The 21593-nt window shown below is 68.9% G+C and carries 19 protein-coding genes and 1 riboswitch; of the genes, 8 read left to right on the plus strand and 11 right to left on the minus strand.

Going from position 1 to position 21593, the window contains the following annotated elements:
* Nucleotides 1–53: 53 nt before the first annotated feature.
* On the minus strand, nucleotides 54–470 hold the full coding sequence (locus ACH4YL_RS08935; protein ID WP_398506205.1) for a hypothetical protein: 417 nt from the start codon (nucleotides 468–470) through the stop codon (nucleotides 54–56).
* 70 nt (nucleotides 471–540) lie between these two features.
* Between ACH4YL_RS08935 and ACH4YL_RS08940 the strand changes: the two genes are divergently transcribed.
* A complete protein-coding gene (locus ACH4YL_RS08940; RefSeq protein ID WP_398506207.1) occupies nucleotides 541–1509 on the plus strand; it encodes a diacylglycerol/lipid kinase family protein in 969 nt (322 codons plus the stop codon).
* Nucleotides 1510–1827: 318 nt separating this feature from the next.
* Nucleotides 1828–2085: a WhiB family transcriptional regulator gene (locus tag ACH4YL_RS08945; RefSeq protein ID WP_003953983.1), complete on the plus strand. Its 258-nt coding sequence runs from the start codon at nucleotides 1828–1830 to the stop codon at nucleotides 2083–2085.
* 171 nt (nucleotides 2086–2256) lie between these two features.
* On the opposite strand, the gene ACH4YL_RS08950 is transcribed toward ACH4YL_RS08945, so the two are convergent.
* From ACH4YL_RS08950 to ACH4YL_RS08975, 6 genes are all read right to left on the minus strand, one after another.
* Complete coding sequence (locus ACH4YL_RS08950) at nucleotides 2257–3729, minus strand: sensor histidine kinase (protein ID WP_398506637.1); 1473 nt, start codon at nucleotides 3727–3729, stop codon at nucleotides 2257–2259.
* A 339-nt stretch (nucleotides 3730–4068) separates the two neighbouring features.
* Nucleotides 4069–5145 carry an SIS domain-containing protein gene (locus tag ACH4YL_RS08955; RefSeq protein WP_398506208.1) on the minus strand — a complete coding sequence of 359 codons (1077 nt, stop codon included), beginning with the start codon at nucleotides 5143–5145 and terminating at the stop codon, nucleotides 4069–4071.
* 73 nt (nucleotides 5146–5218) lie between these two features.
* Nucleotides 5219–6760, minus strand: a complete 1542-nt coding sequence (locus tag ACH4YL_RS08960; RefSeq protein WP_398506210.1) for a glycoside hydrolase family 3 protein — start codon at nucleotides 6758–6760, stop codon at nucleotides 5219–5221.
* A gap of 9 nt (nucleotides 6761–6769) precedes the next feature.
* Nucleotides 6770–7660, minus strand: a complete 891-nt coding sequence (locus ACH4YL_RS08965) for a carbohydrate ABC transporter permease (RefSeq protein ID WP_398506212.1) — start codon at nucleotides 7658–7660, stop codon at nucleotides 6770–6772.
* A complete protein-coding gene (locus ACH4YL_RS08970) occupies nucleotides 7657–8649 on the minus strand; it encodes a carbohydrate ABC transporter permease (RefSeq protein ID WP_398506214.1) in 993 nt (330 codons plus the stop codon). Before ACH4YL_RS08970 ends, ACH4YL_RS08965 begins: the two co-directional genes overlap by 4 nt.
* An 85-nt stretch (nucleotides 8650–8734) precedes the next feature.
* A complete protein-coding gene (locus ACH4YL_RS08975; protein WP_398506216.1) occupies nucleotides 8735–10033 on the minus strand; it encodes a sugar ABC transporter substrate-binding protein in 1299 nt (432 codons plus the stop codon).
* Nucleotides 10034–10335: 302 nt separating this feature from the next.
* Between ACH4YL_RS08975 and ACH4YL_RS08980 the strand changes: the two genes are divergently transcribed.
* The 6 genes from ACH4YL_RS08980 to ACH4YL_RS09005 all read left to right on the plus strand — a co-directional run bounded on the left by ACH4YL_RS08980 (nucleotide 10336) and on the right by ACH4YL_RS09005 (nucleotide 16590).
* Nucleotides 10336–11100 (plus strand): GntR family transcriptional regulator, encoded by a 765-nt coding sequence (locus tag ACH4YL_RS08980; RefSeq protein ID WP_398506217.1) that lies wholly within the window; start codon nucleotides 10336–10338, stop codon nucleotides 11098–11100.
* Between the two features lie 112 nt (nucleotides 11101–11212).
* Nucleotides 11213–13360 (plus strand): carbon starvation CstA family protein, encoded by a 2148-nt coding sequence (locus tag ACH4YL_RS08985; RefSeq protein ID WP_398506219.1) that lies wholly within the window; start codon nucleotides 11213–11215, stop codon nucleotides 13358–13360.
* Nucleotides 13329–13532 carry a CstA-like transporter-associated (seleno)protein gene (locus ACH4YL_RS08990; RefSeq protein WP_398506221.1) on the plus strand — a complete coding sequence of 68 codons (204 nt, stop codon included), beginning with the start codon at nucleotides 13329–13331 and terminating at the stop codon, nucleotides 13530–13532. The genes ACH4YL_RS08985 and ACH4YL_RS08990 overlap by 32 nt, the downstream gene beginning before the upstream one ends.
* Nucleotides 13533–13653: 121 nt before the next feature.
* A complete protein-coding gene (locus ACH4YL_RS08995; protein ID WP_398506223.1) occupies nucleotides 13654–13944 on the plus strand; it encodes a DUF3311 domain-containing protein in 291 nt (96 codons plus the stop codon).
* Complete coding sequence (mctP, locus tag ACH4YL_RS09000) at nucleotides 13941–15566, plus strand: monocarboxylate uptake permease MctP (protein WP_398506225.1); 1626 nt, start codon at nucleotides 13941–13943, stop codon at nucleotides 15564–15566. Before ACH4YL_RS08995 ends, mctP begins: the two co-directional genes overlap by 4 nt.
* Nucleotides 15567–16038: 472 nt before the next feature.
* Complete coding sequence (locus ACH4YL_RS09005; protein ID WP_398506227.1) at nucleotides 16039–16590, plus strand: ATP-binding protein; 552 nt, start codon at nucleotides 16039–16041, stop codon at nucleotides 16588–16590.
* A 60-nt stretch (nucleotides 16591–16650) separates the two neighbouring features.
* Here ACH4YL_RS09005 and ACH4YL_RS09010 read toward each other — a convergent pair whose 3' ends face one another.
* The 4 genes from ACH4YL_RS09010 to ACH4YL_RS09025 form a co-directional block, all read right to left on the minus strand.
* Nucleotides 16651–18456: a cation acetate symporter gene (locus ACH4YL_RS09010; protein WP_398506228.1), complete on the minus strand. Its 1806-nt coding sequence runs from the start codon at nucleotides 18454–18456 to the stop codon at nucleotides 16651–16653.
* A 40-nt stretch (nucleotides 18457–18496) separates the two neighbouring features.
* Entirely contained in the window at nucleotides 18497–18928 is a 432-nt protein-coding gene (locus ACH4YL_RS09015) for a hypothetical protein (protein ID WP_398506229.1), read from the minus strand.
* Nucleotides 18925–19800, minus strand: a complete 876-nt coding sequence (locus ACH4YL_RS09020) for a LytR/AlgR family response regulator transcription factor (RefSeq protein WP_398506230.1) — start codon at nucleotides 19798–19800, stop codon at nucleotides 18925–18927. The genes ACH4YL_RS09015 and ACH4YL_RS09020 overlap by 4 nt, the downstream gene beginning before the upstream one ends.
* Before the next feature lie 78 nt (nucleotides 19801–19878).
* On the minus strand, nucleotides 19879–21147 hold the full coding sequence (locus tag ACH4YL_RS09025; protein WP_398506231.1) for a sensor histidine kinase: 1269 nt from the start codon (nucleotides 21145–21147) through the stop codon (nucleotides 19879–19881).
* A gap of 254 nt (nucleotides 21148–21401) precedes the next feature.
* Nucleotides 21402–21544: riboswitch (cobalamin riboswitch) on the plus strand.
* Nucleotides 21545–21593: the final 49 nt, after the last annotated feature.

Raw genomic sequence — 21593 nt, forward strand, 5'->3', positions numbered from 1 at the left:
CCGTCACGCTTCGGGGCCCGCGCGCACTCAGGTGCGAGGCGGGCCCTGCTGCTTCACGCGTCGCGCGCGCCCGGCCCGCGGATGCCCAGCGCCTGTGTCGTCGCCGGGTTCACCAGCAGAACCAGGCCCGTCACCGCGACCACCGCCAGCACGATGCCCAGCGGGATCAGCGCGCCGGACGCCTTCAGCAGCGTCCATGCCGGGATCAGGGCCATCAGGTGCGTGATCATCGCCGGGCCCCGGCTCCAGCTGCGCCGCAGCAGCAGGCCGCGCGCCGCGAAGAGCGGGATCGCGCCGAGTGCGATGAGCGTCACTCCGCCCATCTCGGCCTGCGTCGGGTCGTCCGGCCGGCCGAGCAGCCCCATCACCAGCATGTAGACGCCGCCCGCGACCAGTGCCAGGCCTTCCAGACCGGACACCGCGGCAGCGGCGGCCAGGCGGGCGGGACGGGGGGTCTGGTCATCACTCACCACAGCAGGGTAGCCCGGGGCCGCAGACCGGGGCTGGGCCAGGTACCAACAGGTAGGTACTCTGCTTCGCATGCGCGCACTTCTCGTGGTCAATCCGGCAGCAACCACTACCAGTGCCCGCACCCGTGACGTACTGATCCACGCACTCGCCAGCGAGATGAAGCTGGAGGCCGTCACGACGGAGTACCGGGGACACGCCCGCGACCTCGGCCGCCGGGCCGCCGAGTCGGAGGACATCGACATGGTCGTGGCCCTCGGCGGCGACGGCACGGTCAACGAGGTCGTCAACGGGCTGCTGCACCACGGTCCCGACATAGACCGGCTGCCACGCCTCGCCGTGGTCCCCGGCGGCTCGACCAATGTCTTCGCCCGCGCCCTCGGTCTGCCGAACGACGCCGTGGAGGCGACCGGCGCGATCCTGGACGCCCTGCGCGACGAGACCGAGCGCGTCATCGGGCTCGGACTTGCGGCCGGCACCCCGGGCACCGAGGACGAGGCGGCGCCCGCCCGCTGGTTCACCTTCTGCGCCGGACTCGGTTTCGACGCGGGTGTGGTCGGCCGGGTCGAACAGCAGAGGGAGCGCGGCAGGCGTTCGACGCACGCCCTCTATATGCGCCAAGTGGTACGCCAGTTTCTGGAGGAGCCGAACCGCCGCCAGGGCGTGATCACGCTGGAGCGGCCCGGCCACGATCCGGTCAGCAATCTTGTGCTGTCCATAGTCTGTAACACAGCACCGTGGACCTACCTGGGCAATCGCCCGGTGTACGCGTCGCCGAACGCGTCTTTCGACACGGCCCTGGACGTGGTCGCGCTGTCCAAGCTGTCGACCCCGGCGGTAGCCCGTTACGCGACCCAACTGCTCACTTCAAGCCCCGAGCGCGGACCGCACGGCAGGCACGCAGTCACTGTCCATGACCAGACGGACTTCACCTTGAATTCAAAGGTTCCCCTCCCGTTCCAGATGGACGGTGACCACCTCGGGCTACGGTCGAGCGTGACGTTCACAGGCGTACGCCGTGCACTGCGTGTGATTGTGTGAGTGGAAGGGCCGAAGGGCCTTTATCTCGAACGTATGGGCTGGGCTCCACCCCATAGAAGTACGGCTGTGACCTAGTCGACACCGAGGAATCAAAAAAAAGTTTCCGGAAGGGGTTGTATCCGCAGCCGAGGTTTGCGAATCTCTACATGGCGATCGGGACGGCCCGCAGCATCGGCCCCACAGACCGCCAGAACCCCTCCTTGAAACCCAGGACCACGCCAGTTCACCTGGCGGTCGGCCCTGCCGTTGCGGGGGGATTCGTGAAAGCGTTCACATTCACAAGCAACCCGCACGTAATACCAAGGAGAGGTAGCAGCCATGGACTGGCGTCACAACGCCGTTTGCCGCGAGGAAGACCCCGAGCTCTTCTTCCCCATCGGCAACACCGGTCCTGCGCTGCTGCAGATCGAGGAAGCCAAGGCCGTCTGCCGTCGCTGCCCCGTCATGGAGCAGTGCCTGCAGTGGGCGCTCGAGTCCGGCCAGGACTCCGGCGTCTGGGGTGGCCTCAGCGAGGACGAGCGCCGCGCGATGAAGCGCCGCGCCGCTCGCAACCGGGCGCGCAACGCAAGCGCCTGATTGCCACCGCTACGAGCCTGAGCCCGGCGGCGCGTACAGAGAGTACGCACTCACCGCCCCCGAGCCGCAGCGCGCAGTAGTAACTCACAGCATTCGAGCCCCGGACCATATCCGATACGGTCCGGGGCTCGCTGCTGTTCTCGGCCTTGGTGTTCTCAGCCCCGGGGTCCGCTACTTCTGGGCCCGCACTGGGATGTCGAGCACCACGCGCGTGCCGCGGCCGGGCTCCGGCGCCGGAAGCATGTCGAAGCCGCCGCCCAACTCGCCCTCCACCAGCGTCCGTACGATCTGCAGACCGAGATTGCCCGTGCGCTGCGCGTCGAACCCCTCGGGCAGACCGATGCCGTCGTCCTGGACGGTGATCAGCAGCCGGCCGTCCACCCGCTGGTCGCCGCGTACCGCCGAGACCTCGACCGAGCCGTGTTCGCCGTGCGGAAAGGCGTGTTCCAGCGCGTTCTGCAGCACTTCGGTGAGGACCATGGCGAGCGGGGTCGCGACCTCGGCGTCCAGGATGCCGAAGCGGCCGGTGCGGCGGCAGTCGACCTTGCCGGGCGAGATCTCGGAGACCATCGCGATGACCCGGTCGGCGATCTCGTCGAACTCGACGCGCTCGTCCAGGTTCTGGGACAGCGTCTCGTGCACGATCGCGATCGAACCGACGCGCCGCACGGCCTCGTTGAGCGCCTCACGGCCGCGTACCGAATCCATCCGGCGGGCCTGCAGCCGCAACAGCGCGGCGACTGTCTGGAGGTTGTTCTTGACCCGGTGGTGGATCTCCCGGATGGTGGCGTCCTTGGTGATCAACTCGCGCTCGCGGCGGCGCAGTTCGGTGACGTCGCGGAGCAGTACGAGAGAGCCGATCCGGGTGCCCTTGGGCTTGAGCGGAATGGCGCGCAGCTGGATCACGCCGCCGTTGCCCTCGACCTCGGCCTCGCGCGGGGCGTAGCCGCTGGCGAGTTTGACCAGGGCCTCGTCGACGGGGCCGCGGGAGGGGGCGAGTTCGGCGGTGATCTGGCCGAGGTGCTGGCCGACGAGGTCGGCGGCGAGACCGAGACGGTGGTACGCGGAGAGGCCGTTGGGGCTGGCGTACTGGACGACGCCGTCGGCGTCGAGCCGGATCAGCCCGTCGCCGGCGCGCGGCGAGGCGTCCATGTCGACCTGCTGGCCGGGGAACGGGAAGGACCCGGCGGCAATCATCTGGGCCAGGTCGGAGGCGCTCTGGAGGTACGTGAGCTCCAGCCGGGACGGGGTCCGTACGGTCAGCAGATTCGTATTGCGGGCGATGACGCCGAGGACGCGTCCCTCCCGTCGTACGGGGATGGACTCGACCCGCACGGGAACCTCTTCGCGCCACTCCGGGTCGCCCTCGCGCACGATCCGGCCCTCGTCGAGCGCGGCGTCCAGCAACGGACGCCGGCCGCGGGGAACGAGATGGCCGACCATGTCGTCCTGATAGGAGGTGGGGCCGGTGTTCGGCCGCATCTGGGCCACCGAGACATAGCGTGTGCCGTCGCGCGTGGGGACCCAGAGGACGAGGTCGGCGAAGGAGAGGTCGGAGAGCAGCTGCCACTCCGAAACCAGCAGATGCAGCCACTCGAGGTCGGATTCGGTGAGGGCTGTGTGCTGGTGCACGAGGTCGTTCATGGAGGGCACATCTGCGAGCGTACGTTAGGTGTGAACCGGGTGATGCGGGCGGCCGTGATGGAGAATGGGCCAAGAACTAAGCTCGGTAGATGGATGGACATCCGAGAATGGTCTAGTCCACAATGACTTGACAGCTTCCGCCCTCCCCGCACAGGAGGGTGGAACGAGGCCGCGGCGCTCTCTGCCCTGACTGCGCCGGGACCTCCCACACGGCCGAGTGGGATCGCACACCCGCCGGCCGGAGAAACTCCGGGCTGCGGTGCCGGACGGGTTGAGGGTCCCGTCAGGCGCCGCGGCCCGCGGGTGTTTCCGGGGCCACGGCGCCGCGCGCAGGGAAGCTCAGCTGGTCTCCGTGACCTTTGCCAGGGCTCTGGGTGCGTCCGGGTCCTGTCCCCTCGCGATCGTGACCTCGTACGCCAGCAGCTGGAGCGGGAGGATCTCCAGGATGGGCTGGAGTTCCTCCGGGACGCCCTCCGTGGGCAGTGTGAAGCCCGCGGAGGACGCAGAGACCTGGGGGGCCGGACCGATCACCACCAGGTCCGCACCGCGGCCCCGGAGGCGATCGAGGACCGGCTGGAGTGCCGCGCCGCCCTTGCCGTCCGTAACGACCGCGATCACCGGCGAGATGTTGTCGACCATGGCGAGTGGCCCGTGCAGAAGATCCGCGCCGGAGTACGACAGGGCCGGGATGTAACTGGTCTCCATCAGCTTGAGCGCGGCCTCTTTCGCCGTCGGGTAGCCGTAGCCCCGCGACGTGATCACCATGCGCTCGGCGAACCGGTAGCGGGACGCCAGCTGCCGCACCTCGTCCTGGCGGGACAGGACGTGGGCCGCCAGGTCGGGCAGGGCCTTCGCGGCCGCGCCGTCGCCGCCGCGCAGGCCCTCGACGAAGAGATAGAGCGCGAGGAGCGAGGCCGTGTAGGTCTTGGTGGCGGGGAGCGCCTTCTCCGGCCCGGCCAGGATGTCGATGTGGAACTCGGACACCGCGGCCAGCGGCGAGTCCGGGTTGTTGGTGACCGCCAGCGTGATCGCGCCGGCCTCCCGCGCCGCCTTCGTGGAGGCCACCAGGTCCGGCGAGCCGCCCGACTGGCTGACCGTCACCACCAGCACGTCCCGCAGGTCCGGCCGTGCGCCGTACGCCGTCGTCGTGGACATGGAGGTGAGCCCGCAGGGCAGCCCCAGCTGGATCTCGAGCAGGTACTTCGCGTACAGCGCGGCGTTGTCGGACGTGCCGCGCGCCGTCAGCAGCACGAACCGCGGGCTCCGCGCCGCGATCGCCGACGCCACCTCGCGGATCCGCGGCGCACCCTGCTCCAGGATGCGCCGCAGCACCGCGGGCTGCTCTGCCATCTCGCCGGACATGATCCGGCCCGGACGCTCGCTGTGGCCTGCGTCGGCCGAACTCGTGGCGGACATGCTGAGTGCCTCCATGTGGCATTCCCTGTGCCGGGGCGAGCCGTGGGCCCCGGCACAGCACGGTCCGCGTCGGTCAGGCCCCGGCGCCCTTGCCGGTGATGACCTCCGCGGCGGCCCGTCCGCAGACGCGGGCGGCGCCATGGGTCGCGATGTGCAGGGCACCCCTCGGCTCGGCCTCGTCCACACCCATCTCGACGACGACCGTGTCCGGCCGGGCCGCGATCAGTGAGTCCAGAGCGTCCGCCATCCAGGGGTGGCGGTGAACGTCGCGTACTACAGCGACGATCCTACGGTCCGCCGCCATACCCAGCACATTTGCCACCAGGGCCGACGTTTCGGTCGAGCCGTCGTACGTGTCGGTCGTGGTGCCGGGCAGCATCGCGGCGAGTTCGGGCGCGAGACCCCACGGAGTCTCGTCGCCGACTGCGATGTTCGCGACCGGGGTGAAGGCCGCGACATACGGCGCCGAAGTGATCCGCTCGTACCGCCGCTCCCCCGCCGTCACCTTCACGGCCCGGCGTGCGGCGACAAGTCCGATGTCGGTGCCGGGCGCGGTCCCCTCCTGTGAAGCCGCGCCCGGCTCCGATGCAGCCCCCCTGGCCCGTCGCGTCCAGTCGGCGAGGGCGCGCACCCGCGCTGCCGCGTCGGCCAGCCGCTCCTCGGGCAGTTCGCCGTCCCGTACCGCCGTCACCAGCGCGTCGCGCAGGCGCAGTACGGTCTCCTCGTCGGCCAGGCCGCCGCCGACGCAGATCGCGTCGGCGCCCGCGGCGATCGCGAGGACGGAGCCGCGCTCGATGCCGTACGTCGACGCGATGGCGTTCATCTCCATGCCGTCGGTGACGATCAGCCCCTGATAGCCCAGCTCTTCGCGCAGCAGACCGGTGAGGATCTGCGGGCTCAGTGTCGCCGGGCGGTTCGGGTCGAGCGCGGGAAGAAGGATATGCGCGCTCATCACCGCTTTGGAACCCGCAGCGATCGCCGCACGGAAAGGCACCAGTTCACGGGCGTGCAGCGTCTCGAGATCCACATCGATCCGGGGCAGCGCGTGGTGCGAGTCCACATTGGTGTCGCCGTGTCCCGGGAAGTGCTTGGTGCAGGCGGCGACTCCGGCGGCCTGGAGGCCTTCGACGTACGCGACGGTGTGCCGGGCGGCAAGCGCGGTGTCGGAGCCGAACGACCGCACACCGATCACCGGATTGATCGGATTCGAGTTGATGTCGGCGGACGGCGCCCAGTTGAGGTCGACACCGCACTCGGCGAGCCGGCGGCCCAGCTCCCGGGCGACGTCCCGGGTGAGCCCGGTGTCGTCCACCATGCCGAGCGCGTAGTTGCCGGGGAAGGAGGAGCCGGTGCGCACCTCGAGCCGGGTGACGTCACCGCCCTCCTCGTCGATCGCGACGAGGACATCGGCCCGCTCGGCCCGCAGCTGCGCGGTGAGCGCGGCCAGTTGACCGGGCGAGACGATGTTGCGGCCGAACAGGCCGACGGAGGACAGCCCTTCGCCGATGTGGCGCAGCAGCCACTCGGGCGCGGTGGTGCCGATGAAGCCGGGCTGGAGCACGGCGAGGGCGTCGCGGGTGAGGGTGTCCGAGGATCCACGAACGAGAGTGGTCATGAGGCGGCGTTATCCCTTCACTGCACCGGAGGTGAGTCCCGCCGCCATCTTCTTCTGGATGAACATGAAGAAGGCGACGACCGGGATGGCGATGAGCGTCGAGGCGGCCATCAGCGCGCCGTAGTCGACTCCACGGGAGGTGGTGAAGTTCGCCAGCCACACGTTGAGGGTGTACTTGTCGTTGTCCTGGAGGACGACGTACGCCAGGAGGTACTCGTTCCAGGCGTTGATGAGCGAGTAGATGGAGGCGGCGGCGAGGCCCGGGGCGAGCAGCGGGAAGACGATCCGCCAGAAAGCACCCATCTGGCTGCAGCCGTCCACCATCGCGGACTCCTCCAGCTCCTTCGGGATGTTGATGACGAAGCCGCGGATCATCCAGGTCGCGAACGGGAGCGTGGAGACCAGGTAGATGATGGTCACGCCCCAGTACTCATTGAGCGCGCCGAGGTCGTTGAGCTGCAGGTAGATCGGAATCAGCATCGCGGTCGGCGGCAGCAGCTGGACCAGGATGAGGACGATCATGAAGGCCTTGCGGCCGAAAAACTTGAAGCGGCCGATGGCGTACGCGGCGACGGTGGCCATCACCATCGCGCCGACGACGGCGCTGAGGCAGATGATCAGGCTGGACTTGATCGCCGTACCGAAGTTGGCGTAGTCCATGGCGCGGCTGAAGTTGTCGAAGGTGATCGACGACGGCCACAGCGTCTGGTCGTAGCTGCGGATCTCGGCGTTCGGGCGCAGGGCGCTGATGACGAGCCAGTAGACCGGGAAGATCATGACCACGAAGGTCAGCAGCCCGATGACGTTGTAGACGTGCCGGCTCTTCTTCTTGCGGTCCGGCCGCAGAGTCTGACGGACTCCCTGGCCGGTGGCCTTCGGTGCGGAGGCGGTGGCGCTCACTCGACGTCTCCGATCTTGAGCAGCTGGCGCAGGTAGTACACGGCGACACCGGACAGCAGCAGCACCGTGATCAGTGAGATGGCCGCGCCCTGGCTGAAGGAGTTGGACTCGAACGCCTTGTTGAAGGCATAGAGGCCGAGCACCTCGTACTCGGGCTCGGGCTTGGTGCCGCGCATCAGCCAGACCTGGCCGAGGACGTTGAAGTCCCAGATCACCGAGAGGGTGGCGACCATCTGGAAGACGGGCTTGATGACCGGGAGGACGACATAGCGGAAGTTGCCGAACGCGCCGACGCCGTCGATCGCCGCGGCCTCTTCCAGCTCGCGGGGCACCTGGGTGAGGGCCGCGTACAGCGTGATGGCGACGAACGGGATGGCGCCCCACACCACGACCGCGCCGATGACGACGAAGCCCTGCTTGTAGTCGAGGAACCAGTTGTGGCCCTGGAAGTCCAGGCCCAGGTACTTCGTCAGCACCATGTTCGCCACTCCGTAGTCGGAGTCGGAGAACCAGCGGAAGATCGAGGCGGCGACCATCAGCGGGATCGACCAGGCCGCGATCAGCGCGGCGGTCACCAACAGCCGTACCCACGTGGACATCCGCTGCATCATCAGCGCGATCGCGAGGCCGAAGGCCAGCGTGGTGACCACGCACGCCGCCATGAAGACGACGGTCAGCACGACCGAGTCCCAGAAGGCCGGGTCACCGAAGATGTTGGAGAACTGCTCGAAGCCCACCCACGGGGCGGGGTCACCGGTCCACAGTTCCTTGCGGCCGATGTCCTGGAAGGACATGAGGATCGTCTTGACCAGTGGCCAGACGAACACGGCCGCGATCGCGACGATCGTGGGGCCTATCAGCAGATAGGGCAGCAGCTGGCCCGCCTTGCGCGGTCGTCTGCCCCTGTTGGACGGCTGGGGGCCGATGCCTTCGGGGTGCCGCGGGACGGGCACCGCCGGGTCGGCTGCTTTGGTGTCGGCGGCACTCATGGTGCTCTGGCCTTCCGCTCGGACCGGATACCGGAGGGCGGGGGCGGCGGGCCGGGCCCGCCGCCCCCGCTGGGCGATCAAGGGATCAGGAAGCCTCGTTGATCAGCTTGTCGATCTCCGCGTCGGCCGCCTTGGTGGCCTCCTCGACCGACTTGCCCTTGATGATGTCGAGCAGCATCAGCTCGAGGACTTCCTTCTTCTCGATCGCGGACCAGCCCGGCGCGATCGGCGTGAACCAGGCGTCCGGCACGGCGTTGGCGATCGGAGCGGTCTCCGGCTTCGCCTTCAGCGGCTCCAGCTGCTTGGTGTTGTTCGGAAGGATGTTCTTCGAGGCGAGCACGGCCTCGGACTTCTCGCTGGTGAACAGCGAGATCCACTCCTCGCCCAGGTCCTGGATCTTGGACTTGGAGATGGTGGCGAGGTCGGAGCCGCCGATGAAGGAAGGCAGGGCCTTGCCGTCGGGGCCAGGCATGCCGGCGGTGCCGATCTTGTCCTTCAGCTTCGGGTTGCCGTTGGCGGCGGAGTCGGTGACGCTGCCCGCCTCCCAGCCGTTGCCGTAGAGAAGAGCGGTCTTCTCGTTGGCCATGACGTTGGCGTGGTCCTGCTCGTCCTTGGTCTTGTCGCCGTGGTTGTACTTCTTGACCAGGTCGACGAAGTGAGTGATGCCCTTCTGCGCCTCCGGGGTGGAGAGCGAGGACTTCCACTCCTTCTTGCCCTCGTCGTACGTGGCGATCTCACCGCCGTACGCGGCGACGTACGACATGGCGGCGTACCAGTAGCGGCCCGGCAGGTAGAGCGGCGAGAACGCCTTGTCCTTGGTGTTCTTCGCCTGGACCTTGTCGAGGGCGGCGGTGAGCTCGGCCTCGGTGGTGGGCAGGGCGTCCGAGCCGGTGCCGGCCTTGAACATGTCCTTGTTGTAGATGGCCACACGCGCACCGGCGTAGTACGGGACGCAGTACAGCTTGCCCTCGTACGAACAGGTGTCCTTGAGGCCCTTGATCCAGGTGTCGGAGTTCTCGTACTTCTTCGGGTCGATCTCGCCGACGGCGCCGTTCAGGATGTACGTCATCGTCTCGGTGTTGCCGAGCTCGACCACGTCCGGGAACTTGTCGCCGGCGAGCGCCGCGTCGAGCTTCTTGGTCTTGTCAGCCCACTGCTGGTACTGGACATTGACCTTGACACCCGGGTACTTCGCGTTGAACTGGGTGTTGACGTCCTTGACCAGCTCGGGCCAGGTTGACTGAGCGTCGGTCATCAACCAGACGGTCAGAGTCTCCTTGCGGTCCTTCGGGTCCTTCGCAGACTCGCTGTCACCCGAGCCACATGCTGCGACCGAAGCCGCCATTGCTGCCACACCCACTGCAGCTATGAGCTTGCGCTTCACGCCACCCTCCTCAAGGGATGCAAGAGTTCCCCCCACCGCCCGGGAGTCGCACAACACGCAGAGACAGCGCTTCAGGTCTGCCCGTGGGGCTGGGACCTGGTCTTTAATGGTTTAGACCAGTACCCGGAGCTTGGCCTAGACCTTTAGGGGTGTCAAGGGTGTATAAGAAGGGCTGTCGCGTCCGTTATCGGACCGACACCTGAGGGAGGGCGACGACCCGTGACCGGACCGTGCCACCATGTGAGCCGCAACAGACGGAGGAGCCGGTGACGGCAGCAGCACACGAGTCGGGAAGGCGCGCCATGACCACGGACGGGGGCGGCACGGAGACCGAGGGCGGGGCTCAGACCCGCACCGCGCGCGTGCCCAAGTACTACCGGCTCAAGCGCCACTTGCTCGACATGACGGAAACCCTGCCGCCGGGCACCCCGGTGCCGCCGGAGCGCACGCTCGCCGCGGAGTTCGACACCTCGCGGACCACCGTGCGCCAGGCCCTGCAGGAACTGGTCGTCGAGGGACGGCTGGAGCGCATCCAGGGCAAGGGCACGTTCGTGGCCAAGCCCAAGGTCTCGCAGGCCCTTCAGCTCACCTCGTACACCGAGGACATGAAGGCCCAGGGCCTGGAGCCGACCTCGCAGCTGCTGGACATCGGCTATGTCACGGCCGACGACACGCTGGCCGGACTGCTGGACATCTCGACCGGCGGCCGGGTGCTGCGGATCGAGCGGCTGCGGCTGGCTAGCGGCGAGCCGATGGCGATCGAGACCACACATCTTTCGGCCAAGCGCTTCCCGGCGCTGCGGCGGTCGCTGGTCAAGTACACCTCGCTGTACACGGCACTGGCGGAGGTGTACGACGTCCATCTCGCCGAGGCCGAGGAGACCATCGAGACCTCGCTGGCGACACCGCGCGAGGCGGGCCTGCTCGGTACGGACGTGGGCCTGCCGATGCTGATGCTCTCGCGCCACTCGCTGGACGCGCAGGGCGAGCCGGTGGAGTGGGTGCGCTCGGTGTACCGCGGCGACCGCTACAAGTTCGTGGCGAGGTTGCAGCGACCGAAGGACTGACCGCACGGCTGACTCACTGGCTGACTGAAACACAAGGTGCACGTGGTGTAGCGCGCCTGATGTTCCTGCTCTACGGTCCTCCCGTCATCGCTTGCGACGGGAGGACGACCCGGTGCGCTCAGCAAATCCACGAACCATCGTCATCTGGACGCTCGTCGCGCTGATCGGCGCGGCCGGCTGGACCGTACTGGCCCTCTCGCGCGGCGAGGAGGTGTCCGCCGCCTGGATGGTCGCCGCGGCTCTCGGCTCGTACGCCATCGGCTACCGCTTCTACTCGAAGTTCATCGTCAACCGCGTCCTGAAGGTCGACAGGACCAGGGCCACGCCCGCCGAGCGGCTCGACAACGGCATCGACTTCCACCCCACCGACCGGCGCGTCCTGCTCGGGCACCACTTCGCGGCCATCGCGGGCGCGGGACCGCTGGTCGGACCCGTACTGGCCGCGCAGATGGGGTACTTGCCGGGCACCATCTGGATCATCGTCGGCGTCATCTTCGCGGGCGCCGTCCAGGACATGGTGGTGCTGTTCTTCTCGACCCGCCGCAACGGCAAGTCGCTGGGGCAGATGGCACGGGACGAGATCGGGCCGTTCGGCGGAGCCGCGGCCCTGCTCGCCGCGTTCATGATCATGATCATCCTGCTCGGTGTGCTGGCGCTGGTCATCGTCAACGCCCTGGCCCGCTCCCCCTGGGGCACGTTCTCCATCGGCATGACCATCCCGATCGCGCTGCTGATGGGCTTCTATCTGCGGGTGCTGCGGCCGGGCCGGGTCAGCGAGGTCACGCTGATCGGCGTCGCGCTGCTGCTGCTCTCGATCGTCGCCGGCCGCTGGGTCGCCGAGTCGTCGCTCGCCGACACCTTCACGCTCGCGCCCTCCACGCTGGTGCTGTGGATGGTGGCGTACGGCTTCATCGCGTCCGTCCTGCCGGTGTGGATGCTGCTCGCGCCGCGCGACTATCTCTCCACCTTCATGAAGGTCGGCACGATCGGGCTGCTGGCGCTGGGCGTTGTCGTCGCGCTGCCGGACATGCGGATGGACGCGGTCACGGACTTCGCGAGCCGCGGCGACGGGCCGGTGTTCGCCGGGTCGCTGTTCCCGTTCGTCTTCATCACCATCGCGTGCGGCGCGCTCTCCGGATTCCACTCGCTGATCGCCTCCGGCACAACGCCGAAGATGATCCAGAAGGAGACGCAGATCCGGATGATCGGCTACGGCTCCATGCTGATGGAGTCGTTCGTGGCGGTCATGGCGCTGATCGCCGCCTGCATCATCGATCCCGGGCTGTACTTCGCGATGAACGCACCGGCCGGAGTCATCGGCGACAGCGTGCAGTCCGCCTCGCAGGCCGTCGCGAACCTCGGCTACACCATCTCGCCCGCAGATCTGGCGAAGGCGGCCGAGGCGGTGGAGGAACAGTCGCTGCTCTCCCGCACCGGCGGCGCACCGACGCTCGCGGTCGGCGTCTCGGAGATCTTCTCGCAGGTCGTCGGCGGCAGCGGAATGAAGGCCTTCTGGTACCACTTCGCCATCATGTTCGAGGCGCTGTTCATCCTGACCGCGCTCGACGCGGGCACACGCGTGGGCCGCTTCATGCTCCAGGACATGCTCGGCAACGTCTACAAGCCGTTCCGCAACGTCAGCTGGAAGCCGGGCATCCTCATCACCAGCGCGGTCGTGGCGGCACTTTGGGGCTACTTCCTCTGGGTCGGCGTGCACGAGCCGCTCGGCGGGATCAATCAGCTCTTCCCGATCTTCGGCATCTCCAACCAGCTGCTCGCGGCCGTCGCGCTGGCCGTCTGCACCACGCTGCTGGTGAAGTCCGGACGGCTCAAATGGGCCTGGATCACCGGGATTCCGCTCGCCTGGGACGTGACGGTGACGCTGACGGCCAGCTGGCAGAAGGTCTTCTCCGGCGATCCGCGCGTCGGTTTCTTCACCCAGCGCGACCTCTACCAGGACGGCATCGACGCCGGAAAGGTGCTGCCGCCCGCCAAGTCCATGGACGACATGCACACCATCGTCACCAACTCCACGGTGGACGGCGTCCTTTCGGCGGTGCTCGCGCTGCTGATCGTGGTCGTCGTGGTGGACGCGGCCCGGGTGTGTGTGAAGGCGGTCCGCAACCCGGCGTCCGCGCTGCTGGACGAAGCCCCGTTCGTGGAGTCGAAGCTGACCGCGCCGGCCGGGCTGTGGCCGACGAAGGAGGAGAAGGCGGAGGAGGCGCGCAATGCTCTGGAGCGGGCTGCGGCGGACCGCTAGCGCGGTGCGGTGGTACGTACGTGAATTGCTGGACGAGTCGGCGTACGACAGATATGTCGCGCATGCGCGGTCGCACGATTCCGCGGTGGCCGTGCCGTCCCGGAGGGAGTTCGAGCGGATGCGGACAGACCGGCAGGAGTCCGACCCGCGGGCCGGTTTCCGTTGCTGCTGACGGTCGTTGACCCGAAGTCGTTGCAGTACCGATATACGGACGGGGGGTGACGCCTGGCGAAACCCTCGCCTAGATTTCCTGCGCATTACACGGGTTACAGGTGAGGGAACGGAGCCGCCGTATGTCTGATGTGACGGATGAGAAAGCTGGTGCGCCACCAGCGGCCGGCCCGCCACCGGCGATCACGCCGGTGCGCATTGTTGTCGCCCTCTGCCTCTTCACGCCGTTCGTGGCGATGCTCTGGGTCGGCTCGTACGCGAAGGTCGAACCGCAGGTCTTCGGCATCCCGTTCTTCTACTGGTACCAGATGCTCTGGGTGCTGATCTCGACCGTCCTCACCATGATCGCGTACAAGCTGTGGCAGCGTGACCAGCGCGCCCGCAAGTCCCAGGGCGGAGGCGCATCGGCATGAACGACGGCGTGAACGGCGTTGCACTCGCCGTCTTCATCTTCTTCTTCCTGGCCGTCACGGTCATGGGCTTCCTGGCCGCGCGCTGGCGCAAGGCCGAGAGCGACAGCCTCGACGAATGGGGCCTGGGCGGCCGCTCGTTCGGCACCTGGGTCACCTGGTTCCTGCTCGGCGGCGACCTGTACACGGCGTACACCTTCGTCGCCGTCCCGGCCGCGATCTACGCAGCGGGCGCGGCGGGCTTCTTCGCCGTCCCGTACACGATCCTGGTCTACCCGCTGATCTTCACCTTCCTGCCGCGGCTGTGGTCGGTCTCGCACAAGCACGGCTACGTCACCACATCGGACTTCGTGCGCGGCCGCTTCGGTTCGAAGGGTCTGTCGCTGGCGGTCGCGGTCACCGGCATCCTCGCGACGATGCCGTACATCGCGCTGCAACTGGTCGGCATCCAGGCGGTGCTGGACGTGATGGGCGTCGGCGGCGGCGAGAACACCAACTGGTTCATCAAGGACCTGCCGCTGCTGATCGCCTTCGGCGTGCTGGCGGCGTACACGTACTCCTCCGGGCTGCGCGCTCCGGCGCTGATCGCCTTCGTCAAGGACACGCTGATCTACATCGTCATCGCGGTGGCGATCATCTACATCCCGATCAAGCTCGGCGGTTTCGACGACATCTTCGCGAAGGCGGGCGACGCCTACGCGCAGATCAACCCGGCCACGGACAAGCCGCGTGGCTCGCTGGTGCCGGGCGACGCGGGTCACTGGGGCTATGCCACGCTGGCGCTCGGGTCGGCGCTCGCGCTCTTCATGTATCCGCACTCGATCACGGCGACGCTCTCCTCGCGCAGCCGTGACGTGATCCGCCGCAACACCACGATCCTGCCGCTGTACTCGCTGATGCTGGGGCTGCTGGCGCTGCTCGGCTTCATGGCGATCGCGGCCGGAATCAAGGTGGAGAACGGCCAGCTGGCGATTCCTCAGCTGTTCGAGACGATGTTCCCGGACTGGTTCGCGGGTGTGGCCTTCGCGGCGATCGGCATCGGCGCACTGGTGCCGGCGGCGATCATGTCGATCGCGGCGGCGAATCTCTTCACCCGCAACATCTACAAGGACTTCCTGAAGCCGGACGCGACGCCGGCGCAGGAGACCAAGGTGTCGAAGCTGGTGTCGCTGCTGGTGAAGGTCGGTGCGCTGGCCTTCGTCCTGACCATGGACAAGACGGTGGCGATCAACTTCCAGCTGCTGGGCGGGATCTGGATCCTCCAGACCTTCCCGGCCCTGGTGGGCGGCCTGTTCACGCGCTGGTTCCACCGCTGGGCGCTGCTCGGCGGCTGGGCGGTCGGCATGATCTACGGCACGGCCGCGGCGTACGGAGTCGCCAGCCCGACGCAGAAGCACTTCGGCGGCTCGTCGGCGGAGATCCCCGGCTTCGGTGAGATCGGCTACATCGGCCTGACTGCCTTTGTGCTCAATGTCGTTGTCACGGTGGTGCTGACGTTCGTCCTGCGGGCGGCGAAGGCGCCGGAGGGTGTGGACGAGACGAGTCCGTCGGACTACACGGCGGACTCGGACGACCCGGGCGTCAAGGTGGAACTGCCGTCGGCGACGGCGGGGGCGGGTCACTGACCCGGCGCAACAGGAGGGCCGCCGCGTCTCCCCAGCCGGGGGCGCAGCGGCCCTTGCCTATTGGGCGGCGCGGTGCGGTTGCCGACCGGGCCGGGGCTACGCGCCTCAATCGCCGGCGAGCCTTGATTTCCGCTGTCCTCAATCGCCGGACGGGCTCCAACGGCGCGCCATTCAGCCGGCGCGAACGGGTCCGTGCGGCCGTGCACTGTGCCGTTCATCGTCCCATCACGGCCGCTCACCGCGCTCACCGATCCATCCGTCGCAACGGGCCGCCCGCTCGGCTTGCCCGGAGCCCGGATGGGTACACGGCATGCCTCGGACGGCGTACACAGGAAATGCAGGAACTGCCGCTACCAGCAGGAACCGTCGTCCACACGGGCGACAGCGGCTCCGACCTTGCAGGGCCGCGACACAAACAGAGGCGCGACGGACTTCTCCCGGTCCAGTGCCGCCCGAAGGGAAGCACCCGGTCATGATCACCACCGTCGCCCGCGCTCCGGTCTCGGGCCTGGCCGCCCGGCCCCCGAGTACCAGGTGCGAGCCGTCCAACCACCCCAACCGCGTCGACCTGGCCCTGGCCGCCGACGCGGCGCACGTCGCCACCGCACGCCGGGAGGTCAGCGCCCATCTGCGAAGCTGGAACCTGGGCCACCTGGCAGCGGACGCGGCCCTGATCACCTCTGAGCTGGTGACCAACGCGGTGCTCTACGGCCGTACCGAGACCGTCACGGTGCACCTGGCCAAGTGCGGCACGGTGACGGAGCCGCAGCTGCTGATCGCCGTCACCGACCAGTCCCCTGCCGCCGTGCCCGCACCCTGTTCCCCGGCAACTGCGGAAGAACACGGCCGCGGCCTGCTCATCCTCCAGTGCGTGGCCAGCTGCTGGGGTGTCGTGACCAGGCCTCGCGGCGGAAAACTCGTCTGGGCCACTCTCGCCGTCAAATCCCCTGATCACGGGCACGAAACCGGGCCGTCACCATCGCCGTGCTGCGCGAGCTCGCAGTGGGCACTGGCCCTTGCCTGACGCCCATAGCTCCTGACGCCCGGAGCTGCCTGGCGCCCGTAGGCGGCGGTGCACGGCCACTCAGCGCGGTCGGCGCGACGGGGCCAGTGACTCCGGGGCATGAAGGCGGGCCAGCGCACGTGCGGTTCCGGGAGGGATGCTGCGACGGGTCAGCCAAGAGGTCCCGATCATCACCGCGAACGCCAGGGGCACGCTCCAGGCCGCCGGTCGGCTCAGCAACGTCCCGGTCCACCCTCCTGGCGGGTCTCCGGCGATGGTCACGACCACCGCGCCGATGGTGGTTCCCCCGCCGACCAGCAGGCCCGCCATCGCGCCCTGCGGGGTGAGCCGCCGCCACCAGATGCCCAGGAGCAGCAACGGCGAGAATGATGACGCGGCAACCGCGAACGCCAGCCCGACGACGTCCGCCGCTGCCCGGTGCACGACGACGAGAGACAGCACGCAGGGCACGCCGGCCGCAGCCACGCCCGCGAAACGCAGGCGCAGCACGTCGCGGGCCTCGATGCGCAGCTCCGACCTGGCGCGGCGCGGCCTGCTCACCAGCCCGCGCCGCCGAATCACTTGTGCCCTGGCAGCCGACCACATGCGCTCCAGTTCCTGCCCGAGCACTCCAGCCACCGAGACGGTCAGTCCGCATGCCGTCGACAGGAACGCCGCGAACGCGCCCGCGGTCAGCAGCGTGCCCAGCAGTACTCCGCCCGTCCCGCCCACCAGCCGGTCGGGCAGCAGCAGTACGGCCGCATCGGTACGGCCGGTCATGAGCAGTTCGGGGGTGTACAGGCGGCTGAGCGCCCCGTACACCGGGGGTAGCACGTAGAACGCGGCGAGCAGCCACAGCACGGCCCACGTGGTGCGGCGGGCGGCCACTCCGTCGGGGTTGGTGTAGAAGCGCACGATCACATGAGGCAGCCCCATGGTGCCCAGCAGGGTGGCGAGGAGCAGCGAGTACGTCCCGTACACCGGGTGTTCGGTGCCCGACAGCGGGCGTGACCAGTCCCCGCCGTCGAGCGGGGGCTGCCCCTGCGGGTGCGGTACGTCGGCCCCGGCCGGGAACACCACGCGTGTGTCCTCGCCGATCCGGTGCTCGCCCGGCTCGAGGCGTACCCGTGTACCGTCCACGCGATGCCCGTCGAGACTGCCGCTCACCGCGACGGTCACGGGCTCCTCGACCTGTACCCGCATGCTCTGCTGCACGGAGACTGTCGTCGCCTCGCGAAACCGCGGCGGGGTGTCGCCACCCGGCCAGGGCGCACCGTCCGCGCGCCAGGCCAGCAGCAGGAAGATCACGGGCACGGCGAGTGCCGTCAACTTCAGCCAGTACTGGAACGCCTGGACGAAGGTGACACTGCGCATTCCGCCGGAGGCAACCGTGACCATCACGACGGCGGTGACGACGACCGGCCCCACCCACAGGGGGGCCGCGGTCACGGTACGCAGCGTCAGGCCCGCGCCCTGCAGTTGCGGCAGCAGATACAGCCAGCCGGTGAACACCACCAGCAGGGCAGTCAGGCGGCGCACCCGGGTGGACTCCAGGCGCGCCTCGGCGAAGTCCGGCACGGTGTACGCCCCGGAGCGGCGCAGTGGGGCCGCGACGAACGCCAGGAGCACCAGGTACCCGGCGGTGTAGCCGACGCCGTACCACAGCATGTCGGCGCCGAAGGCCAGCACGAGCCCCGCGATACCGAGGAACGAGGCCGCGGAAAGGTACTCGCCGCCGATCGCGGATGCGTTGCGCAGCGGGGAGACGGCACGCGAGGCGACGTAGAAGTCCGATGTGGCACGGCCCGGGCGCAGGCCGTAGACGCTGAACAGGGCGGTAGCGACGCACACCACGGCCACGGCTGCCACGGGCGGTGCGATGCTCATGCGGTTCCTACCTCCACGAGGCGCTTTCGGCAGATGCCCCTCATGAGCGCTCGACAAGGTCTGTGAAGTCGTGCTCGTTCCGCCTGGCGTGGCGCAGGCAGACGAAGGCGAGTGTGAGGATCACCGGGTGCACGGCGACGCCGATGATCAGCCATGGGGCGGGGACTCCCGCCACCATCGCGTTCCGCAGGGTGGGCGCGGCCAGGAACAGGAACGGCAGGCCGCCGAGCACGGCGACGAGGACCCCTACGACAGCGAGCCCGAGCCGGAGCTGGGCACGCATGAGAGAGCGGAGATAGATGTCGCCGAGTGGTGTCTGCCGACCGAGATCGTCGGCGACCGGTTCGCGTCCGTCGGCCGGTAGCTGCCTGCCTGCGAGGGCGGCCAGCGTCCGAGGATGGGCCACGACGCGGCGGATGGGAGCACTGTCCGCACCCGGATCTCCGCGCGACTGTTCCGGGCCGTCGGTCACCTAGCACCTCGGCTGTCGGGGAAGGTGCGAGGAAGCGACGGGGCCTCGGTGGCGGGCACCGCGCCGGGGCGCGGCCCCTCGGACTGGCGGGTCCCCGCTTGCCGCACCAGAAGGTCCCGGACCTGACGCATGTGGCGCCGACTGACCGGCAGCAGCTCATCCCCAATGCGCACACACGCCTGTCCGGCCCCCATACGCAGCTCCTGGACCTGGCGCAGGGCGACGAGATAGGTGCGATGGATACGGACGAATCCGGCGTCGCCCCAGCGCTCCTCCAAAGCGGCCAGGGATGTCCGCACCAGGTGGGTGGCCGAAGGGGTGTGCAGGCGCGCGTAGTCGCCGTGTGCCTCGGCGTAGATGACCTCACTTCGGTGGACGAAGCGCGTCACGCCCGCCAGCTCCACGCAGATGACCTCGTCAGGAAGGCCGGAAGCGGCCTGACCCGCTTCCTCGGGCGGGCTCGCGGCGGCCCGCTCCGCCGTGACTCCTGCGCCGTGCGACGCGGCGGCGACGCGGCGCACCGCCTCAGCCAGCCGCTCCGGATGCACCGGCTTGAGCACGTAGTCGGCGGCATGCAACGAGAATGCGTCCACCGCGTAGTCGTCGTGCGCAGTCACGAACACCACCGCCGGCGGGTGGGCGAAACGGGAGACCACGCGCGCTATGGCCACGCCGTCCAGGCCGGGCATGCCGATGTCGAGGAAGACGGCGTCGAGCGGTCGTCCCCCCTCCAGCGCCCGGTCGATGTCGAGCAGCGCCTGTGCGCCGTCGGTTGCGGTCCGGACCTCGCCCACGCGCGGGTCGCGGCGAAGCAAGTACGCCAACTCCTCCAGAGCCGGTACCTCGTCGTCCACCGCGAGAACGTGGAGCATATGGCCAGGCTAACGCTCCCCCAACACGCGGTGGAGCGTTCCTCCCGCCCGACACGCACCGGATGTGCACGATCACTGTCAGCCCTGACCGGGCCCGCTCTGGACGGCCTGCGGGTGAAACTTCGGCACCCGCACCCGCACCTTTGTCCCGGCACCGGGCGCGGTCTCCACGATCAACCCGTACGCGTCCCCATAGATCTGACGCAATCGCGCATCGATGTTGCGCAGCCCGATCCCCGGCTCACGCCGAGGCTCGGAACCGGGCGGCTCCGCCGCGGACTCCCGTGTCTCGCCCTTCAGTGTCGCGGCCAACTGCTCGGGATCCATCCCCGTGCCGTCGTCCTCCACGCTGATCCACGCCTCGCTGCCGACGTCCTCCGCCGTGATCACCAGGTGACCGGGGCCCGCACGGCGCTCCAGGCCGTGGCGGACCGCGTTCTCGACGAGGGGCTGCAGGCAGAGGAAGGGCACCACCACGGAGAGCACCTCGGGTGCCACGCGCAGTACGACCTGAAGGCGGCTGCCGAACCGAGCGCGCTCCAGCAGCAGGTAACGGTCGATGCACCGCAGCTCCTCGGCAAGGGAGGTGAAGTCACCGTGCTGGCGGAACGAGTACCGGGTGAACTCCGCGAACTCCACCAGCAGCTCCCTGGCCCGTTCCGGATCGGTTCGGACGAAGGAGGCGATGGCCGACAGCGAGTTGTAGATGAAGTGAGGCGAGATCTGGGCCCGCAGCGCGCGCACCTCCGCCTCCGCGACGGCCGCGCGCGAGCGGTCGAGCTCGGCCAGCTCCAGCTGGGTCGACACCCAGCGCGCGACTTCCGTGGTGGCTCGGACCAGTCCGGTGGAGGCATTGGTCGCGTACACCGCGAGCGCACCCTCCGGCCGGCCGGCCACGATCAGCGGCACGACCACGCCCTGCCGCAGCGGACAGTCGGCCCTGTTGCATGGTGGATCGCCAGGGCCGATGACCTCGGTGCGTCCGGCGGCGAGGGCCCGCCCGGCGTGCTCGGGCACGGCTGCCCTGTGGTCGTGCCCCGGCTCCGGCGCGGACCCGTCCCAGGCCAGCACGGTGCCGGAGGCGTCCGTCATGGCCAGCGCGGGTACATCGAGCAGCGCCCGCAGATGCCGCCCGGCCCGTCGCGCGCTGTCCGCGTTCAGCGTGGCCCGCAGCGGGGGTGCCGCGAGCGAGGCGGTGTGGAGTGTCTCGTACGTCGCCTGCTCCTGGGCCGTGCCGAGAAACTGCCGCTTGCCGACGGTGCGCAGCATCAGAAGCCCGGCAGCAATGAAGAACACCAGCGCTGCTGCCAGAAGTGCAGCGGCCGCACCGGTCGAAAACCACGGCATGCTCCGGACGCTACACCCGCATCACGCGTGATACGCGGCCGCGACCGGGGTGCGTGGCCCACCCATGACCGCATGGCCCATCCGAAGACCTCCTACGTTGCACCGAGCCGCAGTCCCTGCCCCGCCTTGTGACCGAAGTGCGGTCTCCCCGGCGCGCCGGCGGATCGCACGACTCCGCGAACTCAACCGAGTGACCTTCGATACGACTTGGGGCTCCGGCCCGCCACGACACAACATGTGGGGGGTGCGGCAACTCCCCGCCCCCACATGTATGCTCGTGCTCGCTGTCGCCGCAGGGGAATCCGGTGCGAATCCGGAACTGTCCCGCAACGGTGTGCTGTGGTGCGCTTTGTCGTACCCGCAAGTCCGGGCACCTGCCGACAGTGCGTCCGGCTCGACCGAACCGGACGCCGAGACGTCCGGGCCTCGCGGGTTGGGCCGGTGGA

Origin of the sequence: Streptomyces sp. NPDC020681, from assembly GCF_044334895.1 — a bacterium.
Lineage (GTDB): Bacteria > Actinomycetota > Actinomycetes > Streptomycetales > Streptomycetaceae > Streptomyces.